The organism is Jidongwangia harbinensis (assembly GCF_020216025.1).
In the GTDB taxonomy this organism is placed as follows: domain Bacteria; phylum Actinomycetota; class Actinomycetes; order Mycobacteriales; family Micromonosporaceae; genus Actinoplanes; species Actinoplanes harbinensis.
This window is the reverse complement of the sequence record NZ_JAIWNC010000005.1, coordinates 226,702-250,785: the sequence shown is the minus strand read 5'-3', so window position 1 is coordinate 250,785 and position 24,084 is coordinate 226,702. Positions and strand designations below refer to the sequence as shown.

Genomic DNA, 24,084 nt, shown 5'->3' with positions numbered 1-24,084 from the left:
CCGGAGATCGAAAGTCGTCATCCTGAGGGCAGCGCGGGCCAGTCTGCCAAACGGCGGATTGCCGCGCTGCCCTGTCCGGGGAACCGCCCTCACGTACCGGCTCGGGCGATCCACTCCTCCAGGTCGAAGTCCGTCCGGACGAACTTCTGTGTGACCAGGAACTCCTTCGTGCCCTTGAGCAGAGCCAGGCCCTCCGGGGTGAACGCCTCGGCCGGCCATTGATCGGCCACCGTGGTGGCCGCCACAATCTTGGGTGGGAAGCCGTTGATGCTCACCGTGTACGCCAGGAAACCGGGCCAGTCGGCCTTCGCCTTCCCGGTCGCCTCGCGCTGCGCGTTCTGCCACGCCGGGACGATCCCGGGCCGGGCCTTGAGGAACTTCTCGGTCACCACGGTGGCGCTGGTGCCGAGATACTGCGGGTGGTCCTTGGACGCCAGGTCGACCAGCGGGTAGCCCTTAGCCTTCAGGGCCTCCACGTTGGCGATCGGCACCGCCGCCGCGTCCACGTCGCCGCGTTCCAGCGCCGCCTCCACGTCCGAGCTGTAGATGTGGATGACCTCGGCCGGCTTCACCCCGGCGTCGGCCAACGCGCCGAGCAGGTAACGGTGGATGTACGAGCCGGTCTGCACGGCGACCTTCTTGCCGTTCAGGTCGGCCAGCTCGGCCGGCCCGCCGGCCTTCCTGGCGAGGATGCCGGCGTCCAGCCGGATCTGGGCCTGGGCGATCAGCCGGGTGGGCTGCCTGGCGCCGCGGGCCACCAGGGCCGGGGTGTCGCCGTACGTGGCCAGGTCCAGCTCACCGGCGGCCAGCGCCTGGTTCAGGTCCGGTCCGTTCGGGAACGTCACCACCTTGACCGCGGTGACCCCGACCGAGGCGAGCGCCGGGACCAGGCCGCCCTTCTCGTTCAGGTACCCGACCGGCCCGGACAGCTTGTTGCTGCTGCCGATCGCGCCGACGCGCAACGTGAAGCCGTCGCCCGGCCCGGCCGCCTCCGACGGGTCGGCGCCGCAACCGGCCAGCGCCAGCAGACCGCCGAGGGCCAGGGTCAGCAATGAGTTCCTACGCATCGGTGAGTTCTCCTTGCGGGGTAGGTGCGGGGGTGATCCGGGCCCGGCCCAGTTCCGGGCCGACGGCGAGGCGGGCACCGGGCTTACGGCCGCGGCCCCAGCCGATCTCCTTGCGGTAGCTGCCGAGCAGCCCCGCCTCGGTCAGGTGCGCCTCGTCGCGCAGCGGTGAGCCGTCCGGCGCGGCATGCGTCAACGGCGCCACGAACAGCGCGTCCGCCGGGCAGTGCGCCTCGCACATGAAGCAGGTCTGGCAGTCGCTCTGCCGGGCGATCACCGGTACGCCGTCCGGGCCGCGGTCGAACACGTTGGTGGGGCAGACCGCGATGCACACGTCGCAGGTGACGCAGCGGCTCGTCGAGACGATCTCGATCATGACGCCACCGCCAGTTCTGGGCGGGCCGGGAGCAGCTGCTCCGGGCGTACCCACAGCTCGTCCAGGCCGCCGACGGTGAGCCGCCGGTGCTGGGCCGGATCCAGCTCCGGGAACTCCTCGCGGCGGGCCATGCCGCGGCTCTCCGTGCGGGCCAGCGCGCCGGTGTACATCCACCGTGCGTGCGCCACCATCGCGGACGCCTGCCGCAGCCGGGGAGTGCCGGCCGGGTCGGCGGCCGCGCCGGCCCGCAGCCGGTCCCACACCTGGTTCAGCTCGGCCAGCGCGGGCCGCAGCCGGTCGCCGTTGCGCAGGTAGTTCTTGTCGTACGGGTGCACCTGCCGGCGCAGCACGTCCTGCACCTCGTCCCAGGCGTCACCCGCGGCCGGGCGGCCGGTGGGACGGATCCCGGCACCGCCGGCGCCGACGAGCCGCCGCCGGGACGCGTGCGCACCCAGCGCCGCGGCGAACCGGGCGGCGCCGCCCCCGGCCCAGGTGCCGGACGACATGGCCCAGGCCGAGTTGTGACTGCCGCCGCCGGTGAACCCGCCGCAGACCAGTTCCCGGGTGGCCGCGTCGCCGGCCACGTACAGGCCGGGCACGCTGGTGGCGCAGTCGTCGCCGGCGATCCGGATGCCGCCGGTGCCGCGTACGGTGCCCTCGAGCAGCAGGGTCACCGGGAACTTGTCGGTGAACGGGTTGATGCCGAGCCGGTCGAAGGTGAGGAAGAAGTTCGGCTGTCCGATCCGCATCTGGGTCTGCTGTTCCGGGGTGGCCTGGTCGATCTGGCACAGCACGGTCCCGGTGCGCAGCAGCTCCCGGGCGATCACCGAGCGGCCGCCCTGGCTACCGGCCCCGGCCAGCGGGGTGCCGTCGCCGTGGAAGAACGTGGCGAAGCCGTAGTACGCGGTCTTGGTCACCGAGGTGAAGGCCGGGGCGATGGCGTACGCGGTGGAGAACTCCATGCCGGACATCGCGGCGCCCACCTCGGCGGCGTACAGCGCACCGTCGCCGGTCGCCACGTCACAACCCAGTGCCTTGGACAGGAACGCGCAGCCGCCGGTGGCCAGCACCACGGCGCCGGCCCGGACCCGGTAGTCGGTGCCGTGCTGGCGGCGGTGTCCGCGTACCCCCGCGACCGTTCCGGCGTTGTCCACCAGCAGTTCGGTGACCGGGCTGTGGTCCAGGATCCGGACCCCGGCCCGCTTGATCCAGGACCGCATCCGCCGCATGTACTCCGGCCCCTGCAGACCGCGCTGGTGCGGCCGGCCGTCGACCACCGGGAACGGGTAGCGCGCCTCGGTCGCGAGCCGGTTCATGTTCGCGTACGTCTGATCCAGCGTGCGGGCCATCCACCGGCGGTCCTGCAGGTACCCGCCGAGCTTCTCCCGGCTGGCCATTGCCTTCTCCCGCGCCGCGGGTTCCGGCTGCACGTACCAGACCCCGGTCCCGCCGGAGGCGGTCGGCCCGGAGGTACCGCAGTAGCCCTTGTCCAGCAGCAGCACGTCCGCGCCGGCCTCGGCCGCGGTGAGCGCGGCCCAGGTGCCGGCCGGCCCGCCGCCCACGATCACCACGTCCGCGGTGAGGTCCAGGGGTGTCGTACCGGTCATGATGTCTCCTCGCTTTCGGAGGTCTTCACTCCGAGGGCTCGCAGCAGGTCGCGGCGCAGGGTGAGCAGCCGCGGATGGTCCACTTCACGGGGGCGGGGCACGTCCACGACGAACTCCTCGGCGATCCGTCCGTCCCGCAGCACGAGGGCCCGGTCGGCGAGCCGCAACGCCTCCTCGACGTCGTGCGTGACCAGGAGCACGGCCGGCCGGTGGTCGGCCCACAACTTCGCCACCAGCGCCTGCGCCCGGATCCGGGTGAGCGCGTCGAGCGCGCCGAAGGGTTCGTCCAGCAGGAGCAGTTCCGGGGTACGCACCAGCGCCCGGGCCAGCGCCACCCGCTGCGACTCCCCGCCGGACAACGTGCGCGGCCAGGCGTCGGCACGGGCGGCCAGGCCCACCTCGGTCAGCGCCCGCAGCGCCCGCCCGCGCAGGTCCGATCCGGACAGTCCGAGCGTGACGTTGCGCCACACCCGGCTCCACGGCATCAGCCGGTGCTCCTGGAACACGATCGCCCGCCGGTCCGGCACGGTGAACTCACCGGTCGCACCGCGGTCCAGCCCGGCCACCGCGCGCAGCAGCGTGCTCTTGCCGGACCCGCTCGCGCCGAGCAGCGCCACGAACTCACCGTCGGCGATGTCCAGCTCCGCGCCGGTCAACACGTCCCGGCCGTCGAATGTGCGGCGCGCGTCGCGCACCTTCACCTCGGTCATCGTCCCGCTCCCGTTCTCTCGCTGACGGTCTGCGCGTCCGCTCCCGTTCTCTCGCTCCTGCTCGCCCGCTGCTGCTCGCCCGTTCCTGCTCTCTCGCTCCTGCTCGCCTGCTGCTGCTCGCCCGTTCCTGCTCTCTCGCTCACGCGCGTGCTCACTCGCCCGTGAAGCCGCGGCGCCAGGCCAGTGCGCGGCGCTCGATCAAGCGGACGAACAGGTCGGTGAACAGCCCCAGCAACGCGTAGATCACCAACACCACGAAGATCACATCGGTACGCAGGAACTCGCGGGCGTCGTTCATCAGGAAGCCGACGCCCGCCGTGGTCGCCGTCTGCTCCGCCACCACCAGGCTCAACCAGCCGATGCCCAGCGCCTGCCGCAGTCCGACCAGAATCTGCGGCAGCGCGCCGGGCAGGATGACGCGCAGAATCAGGCCCAGCCGGGTGACCCCGCAGGACCGCGCCGACTCGACCAGCCGCTCGTCGACACCGCGGATGCCGTGCAGCACGTTGAGATACAACGGAAAGATCGGGCCGATCGCGATCAGCGCGATCTTCGACGTCTCGCCGATGCCGAACCAGATGATGAAGACGGGTACGAGCGCCAGGTGCGGCAACATCCGCAACGACTGGATCGGCGCGTCGATCACATCCTCGGCCAGCCGGAGCAGTCCCGCCGCCAGCCCCAGCACCAGTCCCACGGCCAGCCCGATGGCCAGCCCCTTGGCGACCCGCGCCAGCGACACCCCGAGATGGTGCTGAAGTTCGCCACTGCCGATCAGCTCGCCCGCCGCGTTCACCACCTCGGCCGGCGACGGGGTGGTGCTGCCCAGCCAGCCGGCGCTCGCGCCGACCTGCCACAGCAGGAACACGGCAACGAGACCGGTGAGGCGGCGCAGCGGCGCGACCCGCTGCCGCCAACCCGGTCCGGGCGGGCGGTGCCGCTCCGGCCCGGTGCCGGTGACGGCCGGTGCCGAGGCAACATCGGTACGGACCAGAACGGACGAGGACATGGCGACTCCTTCGCGCCGCACGCCAGCACGTGCCACGGTGCGGTCGCCGACGAGGGCAGGGTGAACCCGGGTGTCCGGGGGAGGAGCCACGGCCTCGGCGGCGCGTGGCGGGGCCGCGGCGTCGTTGCGCGCGGCTTGCCGGCCGTGCGGCTTCACTGGCTACGGCCTGGGCATAGGGTTCTCGGCGTGTTGCCGGTCCGCGGTGGTGACATCGACCCGCGGTGCCGGTGTCCTTGGTGGTGACATCGATCCGCGGTGCCGGTGTCCTTGGTGGTTCGACCGCGGTGTCGGTGTCCGCGGTTACGGGGTCAGCGGCAGCGGCCGCGGGACGAGGTCCAGTCGCGGCCGCAGCCACGGGACACCGCAAGTGCGATGTCGTCGAGGGCGACGTCCTGGCTGGTCATGTCACTAACCCTTAACCCCAAAACCCTATGTGTCAAGTAGGGTTTTGAACGATGAGATCAAGTAGACGGCAGTGGAGGCGCGGCAGCGTGTCGCGGGCGTGACGGGCCGCGTCGTTCCGCCGGTGATGAGCGGGCGTGGCGTTCGAGGGTGCCCACCGCACCGCAACTCCGCACGACGGGCTCGGGTGGCGTGGCGTGTGTGATTTCCGGGTGCGCAGCGCGCCGTGGTTCCGCACGGGGTTTGGGGTGGCGTGGTGTGTGTGGTTTTCGGGTGCGCAGCGCGCCGTGGTTCCGCACGGGGTTTGGGGTGGCGTGGTGTGTGTGGTTTTCGGGTGCGCAGCGCGCCGTGGTTCCGCACGCCGCACTCGGGCGACGAGGCGGGTCGAGTTGCGGCACGCAGCACGCCACTGCACCACGCGCCCTCGCCGAAGAACGGGCCGGGCGAGGCCCTGCAATGAGGCCTATCGGGCCGGTGGCCGGCGGGAGACTCGAAGTCGTGCAGCCGTGGTGGAAATGCGACCACCAGTTCACAAGATCTCCAGGCAACGCAAACGCCACCTCAGTCACGGATGCCCGATGACACCGAGGCGGGCGGTTACTGGGAGCGCGCTATCGGGGTCGCTGTCACCCCGGCCGGGGGGCTTAGCGCGTTGCGGGCTCGGTAGAAGGCGAGCTGATGTCCCGTAGGTGGTGTTCGCCCTCGTGCACCGTGTGCTGACCCAGCCACAGCATGGTGCGGGTCCGTCGCTCCGGCCACGGGTAGACCCCGACCCGGCCCCAGTCCGTGTCGCGCAGCTCACCGAATGCCGCCGCCAGGGTCAGCGCCGCGGCGGTGAGTTGGCGCAGCACCTCGTCCGGGTCCTGGCGGTTGTACGCCAGAAGCACCGCCCGCTCGTCGCGTCCCATCGGCGGGAACTCGGGCGCCGTCTCGCGCAGCGCCAACCGCAGCCGGTCGCGTTGCACGTCGAGGACGTCCCGTACGTGGCAGGTGTACTCGAGCGGCGACCAGACCTCCGGGGCGGGCCGACGGCGTGGCTCGGGCGCGGCGGTCAGGGCGGTCGCGTAGCGGGGTCCGAAGCCGGCGATCCGGTCGGGCAGGGCGTCCGCGGAGACGTCGGCGTAGGTGAAGCCGCACTCGGTGCAGTTTTCCACGGCACCAGGGTACGAGCGGAGTTCAGTGGCGGCGGTGGAGCAGCGTGGCGGCGAGTGCGGTGCCGAGCGCGGCGAGGGTCAGCAGTGCCGCGGTCCACCAGCGGAACGCCAGGAGGAGGGGCACGACGATCGCGAGCAGGACGCACAGCGTGGTGGTCCACGGCTTGGGCGGGCGGTCGTCGGGTAGGGCGGCGCGGACCCCCCGGAGGAACCGCGAGTCCGTGGTCAGGTGGTGGGCGATCTCGTTGAACCGGCGGCGTTCGTCCTGGCTGAGCATGCGGTGCCATACCTCCCGGTGTGCGGCCTACGCACGGATGCCCGGATCGTGACGGTTCAATCACGCCACGGTTCGCACAACGGGGGCGATTTTCGTATGCGGGGTCGCGATTTTCCACTCAGGAGGGACGGGTCCGGGGACTATGCTGGCGTGGCAGGTGTCACAGCAGGTCCGGCGGGTGGAAACGCGATGTAAAGGTTTTCAGACCCACTCTGGCCCTCCACCGAGTCGGCCGTCAAGAGTCTGAGCACCAGAGATGCGCCGTTCTGGAAATGAGACCGCAACCTTCAGAACAGGTCTTGACACCTGCATGAAATGGATTTCACACTTCCCGGCAACGCGTTCGTTGCGATCGATCTGCCTGGGAGGCCCTGCGGATGGCGGTCACGATCAAGGACGTCGCCCGCCTGGCGGGCGTGTCCCCGGCTACGGTCTGCCGCGCCCTGTCCACACCGGAGCGGGTGAAGACCGAAACCCGTGAGCGGGTACGCCGGGCCGTCGACGATCTCGGTTACTCGCCGAACCGGGCAGCCCGCGGGCTGATCACCGGACGTACCGGCAATATCGGGCTGGTCGTGCCGGATCTCGCCAACCCGTTCTTTCCGGGCGTGGTGAAGGGGATTCAGGCGCGCGCCCGGGAGGCGGACTATTCGGTGTTCGTGGCGGACACCGACGAGGACCCGAGCGCCGAGGCGAGCCTGGTCCGCAGCCTCGGCAAGCAGGTCGACGGCCTGGTCCTCTGCTCGCCCCGGATGAGCGAGGAGGACCTGCGTTCGGTGGTCGGTGACACCCCGCTGGTGCTGCTCAACCGCCGGGTCGACCAGATGCCCGCGATCACGTTCGACAGCCTCGGCGGCATGCGGCAGGCGATCGCCCACCTGATGGCGCTGGGTCACCGCCGGATCGCGTACGTCGGCGGGCCGCGTACCTCCTGGTCGAACCGGGACCGGCTGAACGGGCTGCGTACCGTCACCGCCGCGGCCGGCGCCGACCTGGTCGAGGTGGGCAACGTCCTGCCCCAGTTCTCCGGCGGCGTGGCTGCCGCCGACCTTGTCCTGGCGGCCGAGGCCACCGCTGTGGTCGCCTACAACGACGTGGTCGCGCTCGGCTTGATCAGCCGGTTCGCGGCCCGGTCGATCAGCGTTCCGGATCGGCTCAGTGTCATCGGCTTCGACGACATCTCCATGTCGGCGATGGTCCATCCCTCCCTCACCACGGTCGCCCTGCCCATGGAACTCAGCGGACGGGCCGGCGTGGATCTCCTCCTGCAACTGATGCAGCACCCGGACCAGAGCGGCACGAGCCGGGAGCTGGAAACCCACCTGATGGTGCGCGGCTCGACCGGCCCCGCACCGCGTATCTGACTCCCGTCCTCCTCGAAAGGGAACCGCCATGACCCGCATCTCCCGCAGAGGCTTCACCGCCGGCGCGGTGACGGCAGCCTTCCTGCTCACCGCCTGTGGTGCGCCCGACTCCGGTGGTTCGGACAACGCCGACAGCAGTGGCGTCGCACCGGACAAACCCGGCGAGGCGGTGACGCTGAACATCCTCGACGTCGCCGGCAACCTGCAGCTCACCCAGGGCATGATCGACGAGTTCGTACAGAAGAACTCGGGCGTGGTGTCCAAGGTGACGTACTCGAAGTCGCCGTCGCCGGAGCTGGTCGGCAAGATCAAGGCGCAGCAGAACGCCAACCGGGTGGACATCGACCTGGTGCTGACCGGCGTGGACGGGTTGTCGGCGGGCATCGAGCAGGGGCTGTGGACGCCGCTGCTGCCGACGTACGCGACCCGGCTGCCGGGCATGCAGGAGTACCAGCCGGGTGCCGCGGCGATGCAGAAGCTGGCCGGCAACTTCGGTGTCACGGTCACCTACTACCCGTCCGGGCCGCTGATCGAGTACCTGCCGGCGAAGGTACCGAACCCGCCGAAGAACGCCGCGGAACTGCTCGCGTACGCCAAGGCGAACCCCGGCGCCGTGCAGTACGCCCGGCCGTCGAACTCCGGCCCCGGCCGTACCTTCCTGATGGGCCTGCCCTACCTGCTCGGCGACTCGAACCCGAAGGACCCGGTGGCCGGCTGGGACAAGACCTGGGCGTACCTGAAGGAACTGAACCAGAACATCACGCTGTACCCGTCGAGCACCGGCGAGACGATGAAGAACCTGGCCAACGGCTCCGCGAAGATCATCGTCTCGACCACCGGCTGGGACATCAACCCGCGGGTGCTCGGCACGGTCCCCAAGGAGGCGAAGGTCGGCGCGCTGGAGGGCTTCCACTGGGTCACCGACGCGCACTACGCGGTCATCCCGAAGGGCGTCTCCACCGACAAGCAGGCCGCCGTGCTCCTGCTGCTGCAGGACATGCTCACCAAGCCGCAGCAGGCCAAGGCGTACGACAAGGGCTACTTCTACCCGGGCCCGGCGGTGAACGGCGTCGACCTGTCCATGGCGCCGGAGGAGAGCCGCAAGGCGATCGAGGAGTACGGCCGGCCGGAGTACGACAAGCTGATCGCGGACAACCCGATCGAGGTGCCGCTCGGTTCCAAGGAACTGGTGGCGGCGTTCGAGCGTTGGGACCGTGAGATCGGCGGCGCGAAGGTGCAGAAGTGACGCGCTTCGAGCAGCTGCGGCTGGACGGGGTCAGCCGCAGCTTCGCCGGCCAGGCGGCGCTCGCCGACCTGGACCTGACGATCCGGCGGGGCGAGTTCATCGCCCTGCTGGGCCCGTCCGGCTGCGGCAAGTCCACCGCCCTGAACTGTCTGGCCGGGCTGCTTCCGCTGACCCGGGGCAGCATCTGGCAGGACGACACCCGGCTGGACACGCTTCCGCCGGAGAAGCGCGGCTTCGGCATGGTGTTCCAGAACTATGCGCTGTTCCCGCACCTGACCGTGCGCAAGAACGTGGCGTTCGGACTGCAGATGCGCCGGGTGTCGCGGGCCGACATCCGCCGCCGGGTGGACGAGGCGATCCGCCTGGTGCACCTGGAGGAACACGCCGGGAAGCTGCCCGGTCAGCTCTCCGGCGGCCAGCAGCAGCGGGTGGCGATCGCCCGTGCCGTGGTGCTGGAGCCGTCGCTGGTGCTGATGGACGAGCCACTGTCCAACCTGGACGCCAAGCTGCGGCTGGAGATGCGTACCGAGATCCGGCGGCTGCACCAGTCGCTCGGGCTCACCACGGTGTACGTCACGCACGACCAGGAGGAGGCGCTCTCGCTCGCCGACCGCCTGGTGGTGCTGCGGGCCGGCCGGGTACAGCAGGTCGGCACGCCGGAGGAACTGCACACCAGCCCGGCGAACTGGCACGTGGCCGACTTCATGGGCTACCGCAACCTTTTGCGGCTGCGCGCCGGAGCCACGGACGGCGCCACCCTGGCGGTGTCCGGCGACGGGCTGGAGCTGACCGGTACGCCGGTGGGCGACGTCCGCCCAGGCGCCGAGGTGATCGCCGGGGTACGCCCGGAGGACCTGGTGATCGGGCCGGACTCCGGTGCCGGGGTGCGGGCCGTCGTGGAGGTCGTCGAGTATCAGGGCCGGGAGGTGGCGGTCGAGGCCGTCACGGATTCCGGTCTGCGGCTCAACCTGCGGGGTACGGTCCGGCCGGCACCCGGCGACCGGATCACGGTGACCGTGGACCCGGCGCGGCTGCTGGTGTTCCCGGCGGACCCGCCCGGGGCACCGGAGCCGGCGGTCGAGCCGGACCGCGCCGACGCCCCGGTGGCGACCGGATGACGGCCACCCTCGACCGGCCGCCGGAAGCGCCCCGGCGCAGCCGCACCGCGCTGCGCCACCGGCTCGCCGAACGCGGCATCGACCGGCAACTGCTGCTGCTGGTCCCGGCCGCGCTCTTCGTCATCCTGCTCTTCATCTACCCGTTCCTGTACGGCGTCGGGCTGTCGTTCCAGCCCGCCGAGGGTGGACCGCTGGCCGCGTACCGGGAGTTCTTCACGGACGCGTACCTGCGCGACACGATCGGGACCACGCTCGGCCTGTCGCTGCCGGCGGCGCTGCTGAACGTGCTGGCGTCGGTGCCGATCGCGTACCGGATGCGGGGGCGGTTCCGCGGCAAGCGGCTGCTCACCACGATCCTGGTCGTGCCGATCACGCTGGGCACCGTGCTGACCGCCCAGGGCCTGCTGAACTTCCTCGGGCCCACCGGCTGGTTCAACCGGACCCTGCTCAGCTCCGGGCTGGTCGACGAGCCGGTGCGGCTCACCAACAACTACTGGGGCGTGTTCTTCTCGCTGGTGATCACCGGCTTCCCGTTCGCCTTTCTGCTGGTGTTGTCGTACCTGTCGGGGATCGACCCGACGCTGGAACGGGCCGCGTCGACGCTGGGCGCCGGGTCCTGGCAGCGGTTCCGGCGGATCACGCTGCCGCTGCTGGCGCCGGGGCTGGCCACCACGTTCTGCCTGACGTTCGTGCTGGCGTTCAGCGTGTTCCCGTCCGCGATCCTGGTCGGTGATCCGTCCGGCACTACCCGGGTCATCTCGATCGCCGCCTACGAGGCCGCGTACGTGCAGTACGACTACGCGCTGGCGTCCGCGGTGGCCGTACTCATGGGTCTGGTGGAGTTGATCGTCATCGCCATCGTGCTGGGCTGGCGCGCGCTGCTGTACACCGGGTCCACCGCAGGGGGTAAGGGATGAGCGGCGTGGCAACACGGAGGCGCCTGAGCGGCTCGCCGCTCGCCTGGCTCATCTGGGGCCTGGTGATCTTCTTCTTCGTCAACCTCGCCGGCGTGATCGGCTCGGTGGTGGTCAGTTCGGTGGGCGAGCGGTGGTTCGACACCTGGCTGCCCACCGCCGGCTACACCACCCGCTGGTACGGCGAGGCGTGGCAGGAGTTCGGCCTCGGGCCGGTGCTGCTGACCACGCTGGAGGTGTCGCTGCTCGTGGTGGGCATCTCGGTGCTCATCGGCGTACCCGCGTCGTACGTTCTGGCCCGGCGCTCGTTCCCCGGCCGCCGGCTGCTCTACCTGCTGTTCCTGCTGCCCATCCTGATGCCGCCGATCACCTACGGCATTCCGCTGGCCACCGTGCTCTACAAGTACGGCTTCGCCGGCAACCTGTCCGGCGTGGTGCTGGCCAACCTGGTGCCGTCGGTGCCGTTCGTGATCCTGACCATGACGCCGTTCATCGAGCAGATCGACCCGGCGATCGAGCGGGCCGCCCGGATGTGCGGGGCCGGCACCCGGCAGGTGTTCGTGCGGATCCTGGCGCCGCTGCTGGTGCCCGGCATCCTGGCCGCGTCGATCCTGGTGCTGGTGCGGACGGTCGGCATGTTCGAGCTGACCTTCCTGACCGCCGGGCCGGACTCGCAGACGCTGGTGGTGGCGCTGTACTACTCGATGTCCGCGGCCGGCATCCGGGCCCAGCAGTCGGTCGACGCGATGGCCGTCATGTACTCGGGCATGATGCTGGTCCTGCTGGTGGTGGCGCTGCGGTTCGTCAATCCCACCCAACTGGTGGCCCGGGTGAAGGAGGACGTGGATTGAGGATCGCCGACGCCCGGGTGATCGTGACCAGTCCCGGTCGCAACTTCGTCACCCTGAAGATCGTCACGGCGGACGGGGTCACCGGCGTCGGCGACGCCACGCTCAACGGCCGCGAACTGGCCGTGGCCGCGTACCTCACCGAGCACGTGGTCCCGCTGCTGATCGGGCGGGACCCGGCGCGGATCGAGGACACCTGGCAACTGCTCTACAAGGGCGCCTACTGGCGGCGCGGCCCGGTGACGATGAGCGCCATCGCCGCGGTGGACACCGCGTTGTGGGACATCAAGGGCAAGGTGGCCGGGCTCCCGGTGTACCAGCTGCTGGGCGGGCGGTCGCGGGAGGCGGTCACCGTGTACGGCCACGCGAACGCTGAGACGGTGGACGACGTGCTCGGCGAGGTGGCGCACTACGTGGACCACGGGTACCGCGCGGTGCGGGTGCAGACCGGGGTGCCCGGCCTCACCGGCGTGTACGGCGTGAGCCGGGACCCGCGGCACTACGAACCGGCGGGCGGCGCGGTGCCGGCCGAGTCGGTCTGGTCCACCCCGCGGTACCTGGAGCACACGCCGCGGGTGTTCGAGAAGGTACGCGCCGAGTTCGGCCCGGACCTGATGCTGCTGCACGACGTGCATCACCGGCTCACCCCGATCGAGGCGGCCCGGCTCGGCCGCAGCCTGGAGCCGTACGCGCTGACCTGGATGGAGGACCCGGTCCCGGCGGAGCTGCAGGAGGGCTTCCGGCTGATCCGGTCGCACACCACCACGCCGATCGCGGTGGGGGAGGTGTTCAACAGCATCTGGGACTGCCAGCAGTTGATCACCGAGCAGCTGATCGACTACGTCCGTACCACCGTGGTGCACGCCGGCGGGATCAGTCACCTGCGGCGGATCTTCGACCTGGCGAACCTGTACCACGTGCGCAGCGGCTCGCACGGTGCCACCGACCTGTCGCCGGTGTGCCTGGCCGCGGCGCTGCACGTGGACGTGAGCATCCCGAACTTCGGGCTGCAGGAGTACATGGCGCACACCGCCGAGACGGACGCGGTCTTCCCGCACACGTACCGGTTCGCCGGCGGGATGCTGCACCCGTCCGAGGAGCCGGGGCTCGGCGTCGACATCGACGAGGAGGCGGCGGCCCGGTACCCGTACCGCGCGGCGGCGCTGCCGGTGAACCGGCTGGCGGACGGGACCCTGCATAGCTGGTGAGGGGGCGTTGGTGTACCACTGGAGCGCTCCGGTGGCACACCGGCGTCAGTACCGGAACGTCCCCACCAACGCGGTCAGCTCGGTCGACATCCGGGCCAGGTCGGTGGTCGCGCGCTGGGTCTGGATCACGCCCTCGCTGGTCAGCCGGGCGGCCTCGGCGACGCCGGTGATGTTCTCGGCGATCTCGCTGGTGCCGGTGGCCGCCTCGCTGACGCTCCGGTTCATCTCGGCGGTGGTGGCGGTCTGCTCCTCGACGGCCGAGGCGATGGTGGTCTGGAAGTCGCTGATCCGGGCGATCACCCGGGTGATCTCCTCGATCGCGGTGACCGCGCCGCCGGTGTCCATCTGAATCGCCTCGACCCGGCGGGAGATGTCCTCGGTGGCCCGGGCGGTCTCCTGCGCCAGGTCCTTGACCTCGGAGGCGACGACCGCGAAGCCCTTGCCCATCTCGCCGGCCCGGGCCGCCTCGATGGTGGCGTTGAGCGCGAGCAGGTTGGTCTGCCCGGCGATGGCGGTGATCACCTTGACGACGTTGCCGATCTCGGCGGAGGACGCGCCGAGCTTGTTCATCGTCGCGGAGGTCGCGGCCGTGGCGGCCACCGCCTCCGTCGCCACCTGTGCCGCCTCGGTGGCGTTCAGCGAGATCTCCCGGATCGAGGCGCCCATCTCCTCGCTGCCCGCCGAGACCGTGTCGACGCTGCGGCTGATCTGCTCGGCGGCGGCGGAGACCGTGCGGGCCTGTTCGGTGGTTTCCTGGGCCGACGCGGCGATCCGGTTCGCCACCCCGGACATCTGCTCCGACGAGCTGGCCAGCGACGAGGCGGAACTGTCGATGGTCGAGACGGTCTCCCGGAGCTTCACGATGGCCGCGTCCAGGGCCTGACCCATCCGGCCGGGCTCGTCGTGCGAGGTGAGCTGGGTGGTGCGGGTCAGGTCGCCCTCGGCGAGACCGTCGCAGACCTCCTTGACCCGGGTCAGCGAGCGCACGATCATCCGGGCCACGAACAGGCCCAGGGCGAGCGCCAGCAGGCACCCGACGATCAGCGTGACGATCGAGATGGTCAGGCTGGAGCGGTATCCGTCCCGGGCCGACGCGGCGGAGGAGGCGGCGTCCTTGATCTCCAGCTCGGTCAGCGTGGCGAGCGTCTCGTTGATCTTGGTGACCAGCGGGTCGACCTCGGCGCCGCGGACCTCCTCCCACGCCTTCAGGTCGTTGAGCTGGCCGTTCGCGAGCTGCTTGGTCTGCGCCACACCCTTGTACTGCTGCCAGGCCGTGGCCAGCTCCTCGATCAGCGTCTCGCCGCCGGCCGGGTTGCCGCTCCGGTACCGGGCCAGCGCCGCGTCCGCCTCCTCCAGGTCGGCCACGAACGCCTGTTCGTACCGGTTCTTGGCGGCCGGATCGGTGGTGATCGCGTGGTTGGCGATGTTCACCATCGCCTGGAGCATGGACCCGCGGACGTCGCCCACCGCCTCGGTGCTGGTGGCGTTCCGGGAGATCCGCTGCGCCGACTCGCTGGCCGCGTTGAGTGCCACCATCCCGGTCACGCCCACCGCGACCGCCACCAGGACCGCCACGCCGATGGCGAAGGCGATCTTGATGTTGACGCTGAGATCGGCCAATGACCTGCGCTGGAGCGCAGGCTTCGCCCTACGCTTGGGCGCAGGTCTGGCCCTGCGCTTACCCGGAACCCTGCCCATGGTGGTCTCGCCTTCTGTCGGCGGATGCGCCCGCCAGTGCGGCCTGAGATCACCGTAGTTCGCGTCGCGCCTGCTCGGGTGCGCTTCGCGCGGGTAGGTGGTATCGGCTCAGGAGCGGCCCTGAGTCGGCGCAGGCACCACCAGACCGCTTTCGTACGCCACCACCACCGCCTGCGCCCGGCTGGTCAACTGCAACTTGGCCATCGTGTGCTTCACGTGGGTTTTCACGGTGGCCTCACTGAGTACCAGGCGTTCCGCGATCTGGGCGTTGCTCAGCCCGTTGCCGACCAGGCGCAGCACCTCGGTCTCCCGGGCGGTCAGCTGGTCCAGGCGGGGGTGCTGCGCGGCGGTGGTGCGGTGGTGCTGGGAGTACGTCTCGACCAGCCGGTGGGTGATCCGCGGTGCGATCAGGATGTCGCCGGCCGCGATGGTGTGGATCGCCGAGATGATCCGGTTCGGCGGCGTGTCCTTGAGCAGGAAGCCGGACGCGCCCTCGCCGAGCGCCGTGTAGACGTACTCGTCGAGGTCGAAGGTCGTCAGCACCACGATCCGTGGCTTGTCCGGCCCGGGCGAGCGCAGGATCTCCCGGGTCGCGGTGATGCCGTCCATGACCGGCATCCGGATGTCCATCAGCACGATGTCCGGCCGGAGGTCGGCCGCCATCCGTACCGCCTCGGCGCCGTCGGCGGCCTCGCCGGCGACCTCCAGCCCGGGTGCGGCGTGGAACAGGGCGGCCAGGCCGGCGCGGATCAGCGCCTGGTCGTCGGCGATCAGGATGCGGATCGTCACGGCCGCCCCTCCTTGGTCAGGTCGGTCCGGTCGGTGTCCCGCCGCGGCGGCGCCGGCCAGTCCGCCTCCTCCAGCGGGAGGCGGAGCACCACGGCGAAGCCGCCGTCCGGTGCCGGCCCGGCGGTCAGGACGCCGCCGTACAGTTCGGCGCGCTCGCGCATCCCCCGGATGCCGTGCGCGGTGGGCGACTCGGCCTGCGGGAGCGGCTTCCGGCCGTCGTCCACGATCTTGATCGTGAGGGTACGGACACCGTAGTCGGCCGCCACCCGCGCGGTCGCCGGCCCGGCGTGCTTCAGGACGTTGGTCAGCGACTCCTGCACCACCCGGTACGCGCAGAGGTCGGGGCCCGGCGGCAGCGCCCGCACCGCGCCGGTGACCGACACGTCCACCGGCAGCCCGGCGCCGCGCATCCGGTGGGCCAGTTCCTCCAGCATCGCCAGCCCGGGCTGCGGGGTGAAGTCCGCGTCCTCGTCGGCGTGGTCGACCCGCAGCACGTCGAGCAGCCGGCGCATGTCCAGCAGCGCCTCCCGGCTGGACTCGCCCACGGTGGCGATCGCCTTCTTCGCGGTGGGCAGGTCCACGTCCACCACGTACTCGGCCACGCCCGCCTGCAGCGAGATGACCGACATGTGGTGGGCCACGATGTCGTGCAGTTCCCGCGCGATCCGTACCCGCTCCGCGGCGACCGCCTCGGCGGCCTCGGCCGCCAGCCGTTCCGCCCGCTGCGCCCACCGCTTGGTGCCCTCGCCCAGCATCCAGGCGCCGAACAGGATGAGCATCCCCTCGAGGGCCTGCGACCACACCATCTCGCCGCTGTTCGTGACGTACGCCAGCGCCATCACCGACGACGAGGTCAGGAAGATCAGTGCGGCCACGGTGCGCGGCCGGAGCGTGGCCACCGTGAACATGCCGATCATCAGGCCCAGGCCGCCGTTGGGCAGAATGCCGAAACCCGCCAGGTTGTACGCGGCCAGCGCGGCCACCACGACGGTCGTGGTGACCACCGGCGCGATCTGGCGCAGCGCGATCGGTGCCACGGTCAGCACGGACAGCGCATAGAGGTCCCAGCCGCCCGGACCCTCGGCCTGACTGGCGGTGACGACGGTGAGGCCGGTCAGGACCGCCGCCAGCAGCACGTCGGCCAGCACCGGCTTGAGCGGTACCTGCACGATCACCACGCTAGTCATCGACGGCCGCGCAGTCCTCGGCCATGCGGGGTATCCGTGTCTACCCCCACCGGGGTAGGTCAGGTTCCCGTCCTGGAGGGACGACCGATGTCGATCTTTTCCCTAGCGTCGGTGGCATGAGGAGAACACTTGTGGCATTGATGGCCGCCGGCGTCGTGGCCGGCACGGCACTGCTCGGCGCCGGGGTCTCCGAGGCGGGTGTCCGGGCGAAGCCCGGGCTGCGCGCGACCCTGCAGGCCGACGCGGACGGACTACTGAGGTACGGCGTGCCCGGCGTGCTGGTCGAGCTGGACACGGCCAAGGGCGACGTGCAGGTGCGCAGCGGGTACGGCAACGTCGAGGCCGGCACGCCGGTGCCGTGGAACGCGCGGTTCCGGATCGGCAGCTTCACCAAGACGTACGTGGCGGCCACGCTGCTGCAACTCGTCGGCGAGGGCAAGCTGTCGCTGGACGACAAGGTCGAGCGCTGGCTGCCCGGGCTGGTGCGCGGCAACGCCAACGACGGCCGGGAGATCACGGTACGTCAGCTGCTCCAGCACCAGAGCGGCCTGCCGGACTACCTGAACGCCATGCCGTGGGTCTTCGACCAGGAGCAGTTCGAGCAGAACCGGTTCCGCACCGTGACCCAGGAGGAGGCGGTGGCGCTCGGGGTCGGCCTCAAGCGCGAGTTCGAGCCGGGCACCAAGTGGAACTACTCCAACACCAACTACGTCCTGGCCGGCATGATCATCGAGCGGGCCTCCGGGCGTACCTGGCAGCAGGAGGTGCAGCGCCGCATCATCAAGCCGCTGCGGCTGCGGCACACGTACACCCCGGGCACGTCGCCGACGATCCCCGGTCCGCACGCGGTGGCGTACGAGCGGTTCCCCGGCCCGGACGCGACCGACACCGACCCGGACTACGGCGACCCGATCGACGTGACCGTGCAGAACCCGACCTGGGCCGGCGCGGCCGGCGACATGATCAGCACGACCGACGACGGCAACCGGTTCCTGCGGGCGCTGGTGACCGGGAAGGTGCTGCGTCCCGCGCAGCTCGCCGAGATGCAGAAGACCGTGCCGACCAACGACCGGTTCCGCAGCGGCTGGCCCGGCGTGCGGTACGGCCTGGGCATCATGTGGATCCCGAACTCCTGCGGCGGCGCCTGGAGCCACGGCGGTGACATCCCCGGCTTCATGACGCGCAACGGGGTCACCCCGGACGGCTCGCGCAGCGTGGTGGTGTCGCTGAACACCGACTCGCTGCAGCCGAACGCCGGGGTGCCGCGGCCGACCAGCGACATCGTGTCGCCCCTGGTCGACCACGCGCTCTGCGGCGTGCGCTGACCCGACCGGTGGGGCGGGGCGTGTCCGCGCCCCGCCCCACCGTCGTCGTCAGGCCTCGTCGACGACGCGCACCGTCTCGGCGAACATGCTGCCCGGCGGACACCGCCGGGCCACCGCCCGCACATCGGACGCGGTGCGCATCTCGGGCATTGCCGGCAACATCGCCACCCGCATGCCGAGCCGCAACGCGGCCAGGGTCAGCGTGCCGCAGTCGGTCAGCGCCTCCGGCGTCGCGATCACCTGCTCCCAGCGGGCCGGGTCCCGGAAGCCCAGCGCCCACCAGTCCTCCCCGGTGGGGCCGAGCACCGCGTCGAACGACTGCAACCGCTCCGCGGCGTCCGCCAGCATGCCGAAGCTGAGCTGCGGATTCGCCCCGGCGATGAGCAGGCTCGGCCCGCCGGCGTGCGCGGCCGCGGTGAACCCCTCGGCGACGCCGGCGGCCCACCGCGAGTCCGGCATGGCGTCCGCCGCCAGGATCGTGTCGGTGACCGCCGCGTCGGCCAGCGCGGCGGCCTGCGTCGTCGAGTACGGCGGACTCAACTGGGTCGCCAGGCCCGCCGCGTCCGGCATCGCGGTGACCACGGTGAGCTGGGTGTACGCCGGGCTCGCGTACCAGGCGCACCGCCAGGGTTGGCGGTAGGCCGGCCTCGTCTTGCGAGTTCGTCGCTGGTACGGCTCGCCGACGTGCGGCGCGCGAGATCGAGTCATGACACGTCCGTTTCGCAGGTCCGTACGGGGAGGAGCGTCCCCATGGGCGTTTTGGTGGCGGCGCCCACCTTGGAGTGGTTCCAGGACGCGGAGGGGTTGCTTCGAAGTTGCCGAATATTTCGAGCAACCTTTCTGCGGCCGGGGACCACCAACGTGCGTACGGTGGGATCTCGAAGAATCGACTGACCTGATCGGGAAGGAGGCCACATGACCGCCCGTGGCGATCGTGAGCATGCCTTCCAGGCATTCTTCGAACTCCACCATGGCGATCTGGCACGCCTCGCGTACCTCATCACCGGCGACGCCAACGCGGCGGACGACATCGCCGCGGACTCGCTGGTGGAGATCTGGCGGCACTGGGCCCGGGTCGAGGCGGCGGACAACCCGCTCGCGTACGCCCGCGGCGTGCTGGCCAACCTGGCCCGCAACTGGATCCGCCGGCAGCGCCGGGAACGCCGCGGCCTGCTCACCCTGAAACTGTTCTCCGAGGACGCGCGCAACCCGGACGTACCGGCGGTGATGGACGTGCGCAGCGCACTGCGCCGGCTGCCGCTGCGCCGGCGCGAGTGCGTGGTCCTGCGGTACGCGTTCGACGTGCCGGAACGCGAGGTCGCCGAGATCCTCGGCATCTCCGTCGGCACGGTGAAGAGCCAGGCCTCCCGAGGCGCCGCGCAGCTCGCGTCCTATTTGCGCGAGACGCCGGAGTTCCGGGACGCGGACCTGGTTCCCGCGCTGGCCGGCGGTGGTTTGGGGCGGATGGGGTCCTGATGGGTCGACATCGTGACACCGATCCCGACGACTTCACCGTCGAGTACGTCCGCGCCAGCCTGCGCGACGCCGCCCAGTCGTACGAACCGGACCGCACGGCGATGGTGAACCGGATCGCGTCCGGGCGCGCCGCCACGGCCCAGCCCGCCCGGCGCAGTCTGCTGCCCGTCGGCGCCGCCATGGCCGTCGTCCTGGTCCTGGTGGCGAGTATCTTCGCGGTCCGCCTGTCGAACGACGACGACCCGCGCCGCAACGTGGTCGCCGCCCCGCCGCCGGTCGCCTCCGCACCCGCCGAGACCGCGCCCGACCCCACCACGGGCTCCACGACGGACTCCACCGGAGACCCCACCGCGACCTCGGACAAGCCCGACAAGAGCCGCACCACGCCACCGTCCCGCCCGGGCACCACGACCCCGGTGAGGCCGACCCAGAGCAAGGCCCGGAGCACCTACCTCTCCACCGACGGCGTGGTCGGCGCCAACTCCGTCGCGACCTGGTCGGAGAGCACCGTCGAGCTGAAGAACACGAAGCCGCTGGTCGAGCTGGCGGTCGCCATCAAGGTGGCGATGACACCCGGCACCGCCGAGGCCGGCAAGTACACGAACGCCACCAACTCGGACTTCGCCGTGACGGTCGCCCGCGAGGGGGACATGCTGACGTACCGTTTCGTGCTGCGCGACGGCAAGAAGCTGATGCCCGGCGACTACCGGTTCGCGGCACAGTTCACGCACCGCTCGGGCCGCTCCCGGGACGCCGACTCCTACACGGTCACCGCCGCAGCGGGCGGCATGGACGCCGAACTGACCGGCGCCTTCGCCTGACCACCCCGGGGCCGGGCGCGGTGAGAACCGCGGCGGTGTCCGGACGGCGGTTCGGCCGGGTCAGTACACGAACGGCCAGCCGGCCGCGTCGTACCCGATCAGGTTGATGCCGAGTCGCGCGGCGCCGTTGTCGGCGTAGTAGTGGTACATCAGCACCTCGGAGTCCGTGTCGGTGAACACCGCCTGGTGGCCGGGGCCGTGGATGCTGCCGTGGCCGGCCAGCACCTGGGTGCCGCCGCCGGCGGTCAGGGCGGTGCCGTTGCGGTCGACGTAGGGGCCGGTGACGCTGGTCGAGCGGCCGACCATCACCCGGTACGTGCTCGCCGCGCCCTGGCAGCAGCGGTCGAACGACACCCACAGGTAGTAGTAGCTGCCGTGCCTGGCGATGAACGGTGCCTCGATCGCGCCGCCGTTGCGGCCGGCGATGCTGAGGATGGTGCTGTCCGTGCGCATGCCGGTGGCGGCGTTCAGGGGCACCATCTTGATGCCGGACCAGAACGAGCCGAACGACAGCCAGGACCGGCCGGCGTCGTCGACGATCAGGTTGGGGTCGATGGCGTTGTAATTGTCCGAGGTGCGCGACTCGATCACCAGCCCGCGGTGGGTCCAGCTGCCGGAGGCGCCGGTCGGGCTGGTGGCCAGGAAGATCGCCGAGCGGTTCGAGCCGAACGTGGAGGCCGAGTAGTACAGGTAGTACTGGCCGTTGCGGTAGCTGATGTCCGGTGCCCACAGGTTGCGGCTTCCGGCGGTGTAGGTGGTGGTCCAGGGTGCGCCGTCGGGGAAGACGGTGCCGGCGTTGCGGAACGTGGTGCGGTCGGTGGAGGTCTTGATGGCCAGGTTGTCGCCGGTGTGTACGACCAGGTAGCCGCCGCTCGGCGTCTTCACCACGGCGGGATCGTGTACGCCGATGTCGCCGTTGACCACGCCGGGGCCGGGATAGCTGGGCGGCGGGGTGGTCGGGGTCGCCAGGACCGTCGGCTCGCCGACCGTGGCGGCGTCCGCGGACACCGTGGTGAATCCGCCGGCCACCAGGGCCGCCGCGGCCAGCCACACCACGCGTGACGTCCAGGATTTCATCGGATTTCCTTCCGGGTCGGGGGAGGGGTCAGCCGAGCGGGGCGGTCACCGTGAACGAGGCGTCGCCGGCGTACGCCGCATCGGTGCCGAGCGGGTCGATCCGCAGCTCGTAGTTGTAGTGCCGCAGGTAGAAGCCCGGGTAGTTGTACGACTCGAACGACACGGTGCCGCCGCCGGCCAGCCCGGTACGGCCGCAGAACGTGGCGTCGTTGCGGAGGAGCGCGGAGCCGTCGTCCGCGGACAGGGTCAGCCGGTTGTTGGCGTGCCGCAGGTACCGGCCGCTCGCGTTGACCGCCTGGAACGAGTAGCAGGCGGCGTTGGCGAGCCCCGCGGTGACCGTGAAGGTGGCGTCGAGCCGGTCGGTCGACGTGCTGACCGGCTCGATGTAGCCGAGGCTGTTGCGGTGCCGGACGTACCGGTCGGGGACGTTGGCGGAGCGCAGCGAGGTTCGCCCGGTGGGTACCGCGGTGCTGTCGCCGACGTCCTCGCGCAGCACCGTGAAGTGCCGCACGGTGCCGCTGAGCCCGGGCAGTTCCACCTTCGCCGACCAGGATTGCAGATCCGCGCTGTCGGCGTAGTAGTACCGGCCGGCGCCGTACTGGTCGAAGTAGATCCGCCACGATCCGTTGGGCAGCCGGACCAGTGCCGGCCCTTCCAGTCCGGAGCCCCACCCGGCCCAGTTGGCGGTGCCGGTGAACGTCCACGGCCCGGTCAGCGACGGCGCGGTGGCGCGTTCGATGTACTTGGTGGTCTCGTTCTTGAGGAACGCGACGTAGCCGCCGCCGGACCGGACCACGAACGTGTCGATGTAGTTCGCCGGGATGCCGATGGCCGCGGGGCTGGTCCAGGAGGACAGCGCACCGTCGGTGGCGGTGATCCGGTACGGCCGGAACTGGCCGGCCGTGCCGGTGGTCGACGCCGAGAAGATGACGTGCACGCTGCCGTCGGTGTCGACGAACCACTCCGGCGCCCAGGTGCTGCCGGTGGCCCCGTTCAGCCCGACCGTGACGGTGCGCAGGAACGTCCAGGTGACGTGGTCGCGGCTGCGGGCGAAGCCGATCGTGTTGCCGGTCCAGTTGGTGGTGTAGACGAGGTAGTACCAGCCGTCGGTGTGCCGGATGACGCTGGGATCGCGGATCAGCCCGCTCGGCGGCGTGTAGGCGTTGGCCCGGATCAGGCTGAAGGTGGTGGCGTTCGGCGAGTCGTACACGTACATGTTGGATTCGCTGGTGTTGGTGAACGCGGTCATCAGGTAGTGCGGGGCGGGGCCGGCCGCCGCGGCCGGGGCGGCGGTGACGACGGTCACGGCCGCGACGACGCCGATCACTCCGGCCACGACCGCGGCGAGCGAAGGCGATTTTCTCATCGAGGACTCCCTTCGAGGTGTGGCGCGGTGCTCTGCCGTGGCGTGAGGGTGGGGCGCAGCAGGGTGGCGTCCGGCACCGGGTAGCCGTCCAACTTGCGCATCAGCAGCGACACCGCCTGCCGGCCGACCTCCTCGGCCGGGATGAGCACCGAGGACAGCGGCGGATTGATCGACTCGGCCAGCCCGTCCGGGCAGATCGCCAGCACCGACACGTCGTCCGGCACCGACCGGCCCAGCTGCGGCAGCACGGCCAGCACGTGGGCCACCGCCGCCTCGTTGTGCACGGCCAGCCCGGTCACCTCCGGATCCGCCGCGAACACCCGCTCCAGCGCCTGCCGCACCGCCACGAACGACTCGTCGCACGGATGCGCCGTCGCGGCCATGCCCAGCCGGTCGGCCGCCTCCAGGAATCCGGCCCGGGTGCGGTGGGCGAACCCGGTGTCCCGCTGGTACACCACCGGCGGCGCGCCGAGCAGGGCCACGTGGGTGTGGCCGAGCCCGCTCAGGTGCTCGACGCAGCGCGCACCGGCGGAGTGGAAGTCCAGGTCCACACAGGTCAGTCCGCGGGCGTCGGCCGGGAAGCCGATCAGCACGCTGGGCCGTTCCAGATCGCGCAGCACCGGCGCCCGCGGATCGGTCATCTCCACGTCCATCACCAGCACCCCGTCGACCAGGGCGCTGGCGGCGATCCGGCGCAGCCCGGCCGGCCCCTCGTCGGACGTCATCAGCAGCACGTCGTGGTCGAACTGCCGGGCCGCGGTCACCACCGCGGTGACCAGCTGCATGAGGACCGGCAGATGCATGCCGGTACGCAGCGGCAGCACCAGCGCGATCACGTTGGCCCGCCGGCTGGCCAGCGCGCGGGCGCCGGCGTGCGGGTGGTAGCCGAGGACGTCGATGCTGGCCAGGACGCGTTCCCGGGTGGCGGTGGAGATCGCGCGCTTGCCGGAGAGCACGTACGACACGGTGCTGACCGCCACGCCGGCATGGCGGGCCACGTCGGTGATGGTCACCATGTCGGCCCGCTTCGGTGCCGCGGGCCGGACCT

At 71.1% G+C, this 24,084-nt stretch carries 23 protein-coding genes; 9 read left to right on the top strand and 14 right to left on the bottom strand.

Going from position 1 to position 24,084, the window contains the following annotated elements; all coding sequences use genetic code 11:
• Positions 1–89 precede the first annotated feature (89 nt).
• From LDL48_RS09835 to LDL48_RS09805, 7 genes are all read right to left on the bottom strand, one after another.
• A complete protein-coding gene (locus tag LDL48_RS09835; RefSeq protein ID WP_225254717.1) occupies positions 90–1,067 on the bottom strand; it encodes an ABC transporter substrate-binding protein in 978 nt (325 codons plus the stop codon).
• Positions 1,060–1,440, bottom strand: a complete 381-nt coding sequence (locus LDL48_RS09830) for a 4Fe-4S dicluster domain-containing protein (RefSeq protein WP_225254716.1) — start codon at positions 1,438–1,440, stop codon at positions 1,060–1,062. The genes LDL48_RS09835 and LDL48_RS09830 overlap by 8 nt, the downstream gene beginning before the upstream one ends.
• Positions 1,437–3,047 (bottom strand): FAD-dependent oxidoreductase, encoded by a 1,611-nt coding sequence (locus tag LDL48_RS09825; RefSeq protein WP_225254715.1) that lies wholly within the window; start codon positions 3,045–3,047, stop codon positions 1,437–1,439. The genes LDL48_RS09830 and LDL48_RS09825 overlap by 4 nt, the downstream gene beginning before the upstream one ends.
• Positions 3,044–3,757 carry an ABC transporter ATP-binding protein gene (locus tag LDL48_RS09820; protein WP_225254714.1) on the bottom strand — a complete coding sequence of 238 codons (714 nt, stop codon included), beginning with the start codon at positions 3,755–3,757 and terminating at the stop codon, positions 3,044–3,046. Before LDL48_RS09820 ends, LDL48_RS09825 begins: the two co-directional genes overlap by 4 nt.
• Positions 3,758–3,908: 151 nt before the next feature.
• A complete protein-coding gene (locus LDL48_RS09815; RefSeq protein WP_225254713.1) occupies positions 3,909–4,766 on the bottom strand; it encodes an ABC transporter permease in 858 nt (285 codons plus the stop codon).
• A gap of 1,046 nt (positions 4,767–5,812) precedes the next feature.
• Positions 5,813–6,322: a DinB family protein gene (locus LDL48_RS09810; RefSeq protein WP_225254712.1), complete on the bottom strand. Its 510-nt coding sequence runs from the start codon at positions 6,320–6,322 to the stop codon at positions 5,813–5,815.
• Positions 6,323–6,344: 22 nt separating this feature from the next.
• A complete protein-coding gene (locus tag LDL48_RS09805; RefSeq protein WP_225254711.1) occupies positions 6,345–6,599 on the bottom strand; it encodes a DUF3040 domain-containing protein in 255 nt (84 codons plus the stop codon).
• A 377-nt stretch (positions 6,600–6,976) separates the two neighbouring features.
• Between LDL48_RS09805 and LDL48_RS09800 the strand changes: the two genes are divergently transcribed.
• Genes LDL48_RS09800 through manD form a run of 6 tightly spaced genes read left to right on the top strand, consistent with a single transcriptional unit; the run spans position 6,977 to position 13,297 of the window.
• Complete coding sequence (locus LDL48_RS09800) at positions 6,977–7,963, top strand: LacI family DNA-binding transcriptional regulator (RefSeq protein WP_225254710.1); 987 nt, start codon at positions 6,977–6,979, stop codon at positions 7,961–7,963.
• 28 nt (positions 7,964–7,991) lie between these two features.
• Positions 7,992–9,209 carry an extracellular solute-binding protein gene (locus LDL48_RS09795; protein WP_225254709.1) on the top strand — a complete coding sequence of 406 codons (1,218 nt, stop codon included), beginning with the start codon at positions 7,992–7,994 and terminating at the stop codon, positions 9,207–9,209.
• Positions 9,206–10,327 carry an ABC transporter ATP-binding protein gene (locus LDL48_RS09790; protein WP_225254708.1) on the top strand — a complete coding sequence of 374 codons (1,122 nt, stop codon included), beginning with the start codon at positions 9,206–9,208 and terminating at the stop codon, positions 10,325–10,327. Before LDL48_RS09795 ends, LDL48_RS09790 begins: the two co-directional genes overlap by 4 nt.
• A complete protein-coding gene (locus tag LDL48_RS09785) occupies positions 10,324–11,244 on the top strand; it encodes an ABC transporter permease (protein WP_225254707.1) in 921 nt (306 codons plus the stop codon). The genes LDL48_RS09790 and LDL48_RS09785 overlap by 4 nt, the downstream gene beginning before the upstream one ends.
• Before the next feature lie 5 nt (positions 11,245–11,249).
• Positions 11,250–12,092: an ABC transporter permease gene (locus LDL48_RS09780; protein ID WP_225254706.1), complete on the top strand. Its 843-nt coding sequence runs from the start codon at positions 11,250–11,252 to the stop codon at positions 12,090–12,092.
• A complete protein-coding gene (manD, locus tag LDL48_RS09775) occupies positions 12,089–13,297 on the top strand; it encodes a D-mannonate dehydratase ManD (RefSeq protein WP_225254705.1) in 1,209 nt (402 codons plus the stop codon). The genes LDL48_RS09780 and manD overlap by 4 nt, the downstream gene beginning before the upstream one ends.
• A gap of 45 nt (positions 13,298–13,342) precedes the next feature.
• On the opposite strand, the gene LDL48_RS09770 is transcribed toward manD, so the two are convergent.
• From LDL48_RS09770 to LDL48_RS09760, 3 genes are all read right to left on the bottom strand, one after another.
• The gene (locus LDL48_RS09770; protein ID WP_225254704.1) at positions 13,343–14,995 is read right to left on the bottom strand and encodes a methyl-accepting chemotaxis protein; all 1,653 of its coding nucleotides are present in this window, start codon (positions 14,993–14,995) and stop codon (positions 13,343–13,345) included.
• Between the two features lie 108 nt (positions 14,996–15,103).
• Positions 15,104–15,784, bottom strand: a complete 681-nt coding sequence (locus LDL48_RS09765) for a response regulator (RefSeq protein WP_225254703.1) — start codon at positions 15,782–15,784, stop codon at positions 15,104–15,106.
• On the bottom strand, positions 15,781–16,953 hold the full coding sequence (locus LDL48_RS09760) for a sensor histidine kinase (protein ID WP_225254702.1): 1,173 nt from the start codon (positions 16,951–16,953) through the stop codon (positions 15,781–15,783). The genes LDL48_RS09765 and LDL48_RS09760 overlap by 4 nt, the downstream gene beginning before the upstream one ends.
• Positions 16,954–17,087: 134 nt before the next feature.
• Between LDL48_RS09760 and LDL48_RS09755 the strand changes: the two genes are divergently transcribed.
• Positions 17,088–18,296, top strand: a complete 1,209-nt coding sequence (locus LDL48_RS09755) for a serine hydrolase domain-containing protein (RefSeq protein ID WP_225254701.1) — start codon at positions 17,088–17,090, stop codon at positions 18,294–18,296.
• Positions 18,297–18,344: 48 nt separating this feature from the next.
• Here LDL48_RS09755 and LDL48_RS09750 read toward each other — a convergent pair whose 3' ends face one another.
• Positions 18,345–19,004: a hypothetical protein gene (locus LDL48_RS09750; RefSeq protein ID WP_225254700.1), complete on the bottom strand. Its 660-nt coding sequence runs from the start codon at positions 19,002–19,004 to the stop codon at positions 18,345–18,347.
• Between the two features lie 207 nt (positions 19,005–19,211).
• Here LDL48_RS09750 and LDL48_RS09745 point away from each other — a divergent pair, with 207 nt between their 5' ends.
• Positions 19,212–19,772 (top strand): SigE family RNA polymerase sigma factor, encoded by a 561-nt coding sequence (locus LDL48_RS09745; protein WP_225254699.1) that lies wholly within the window; start codon positions 19,212–19,214, stop codon positions 19,770–19,772.
• On the top strand, positions 19,772–20,593 hold the full coding sequence (locus tag LDL48_RS09740) for a hypothetical protein (protein WP_225254698.1): 822 nt from the start codon (positions 19,772–19,774) through the stop codon (positions 20,591–20,593). The genes LDL48_RS09745 and LDL48_RS09740 overlap by 1 nt, the downstream gene beginning before the upstream one ends.
• Positions 20,594–20,653: 60 nt before the next feature.
• Here LDL48_RS09740 and LDL48_RS09735 read toward each other — a convergent pair whose 3' ends face one another.
• Genes LDL48_RS09735 through LDL48_RS09725 form a run of 3 tightly spaced genes read right to left on the bottom strand, consistent with a single transcriptional unit; the run spans position 20,654 to position 24,052 of the window.
• Positions 20,654–21,670 (bottom strand): arabinan endo-1,5-alpha-L-arabinosidase, encoded by a 1,017-nt coding sequence (locus tag LDL48_RS09735; RefSeq protein WP_225254697.1) that lies wholly within the window; start codon positions 21,668–21,670, stop codon positions 20,654–20,656.
• 28 nt (positions 21,671–21,698) lie between these two features.
• On the bottom strand, positions 21,699–23,036 hold the full coding sequence (locus LDL48_RS09730) for an AbfB domain-containing protein (protein ID WP_225254696.1): 1,338 nt from the start codon (positions 23,034–23,036) through the stop codon (positions 21,699–21,701).
• A complete protein-coding gene (locus LDL48_RS09725; protein ID WP_225254695.1) occupies positions 23,033–24,052 on the bottom strand; it encodes a LacI family DNA-binding transcriptional regulator in 1,020 nt (339 codons plus the stop codon). Before LDL48_RS09725 ends, LDL48_RS09730 begins: the two co-directional genes overlap by 4 nt.
• Positions 24,053–24,084 lie beyond the last annotated feature (32 nt).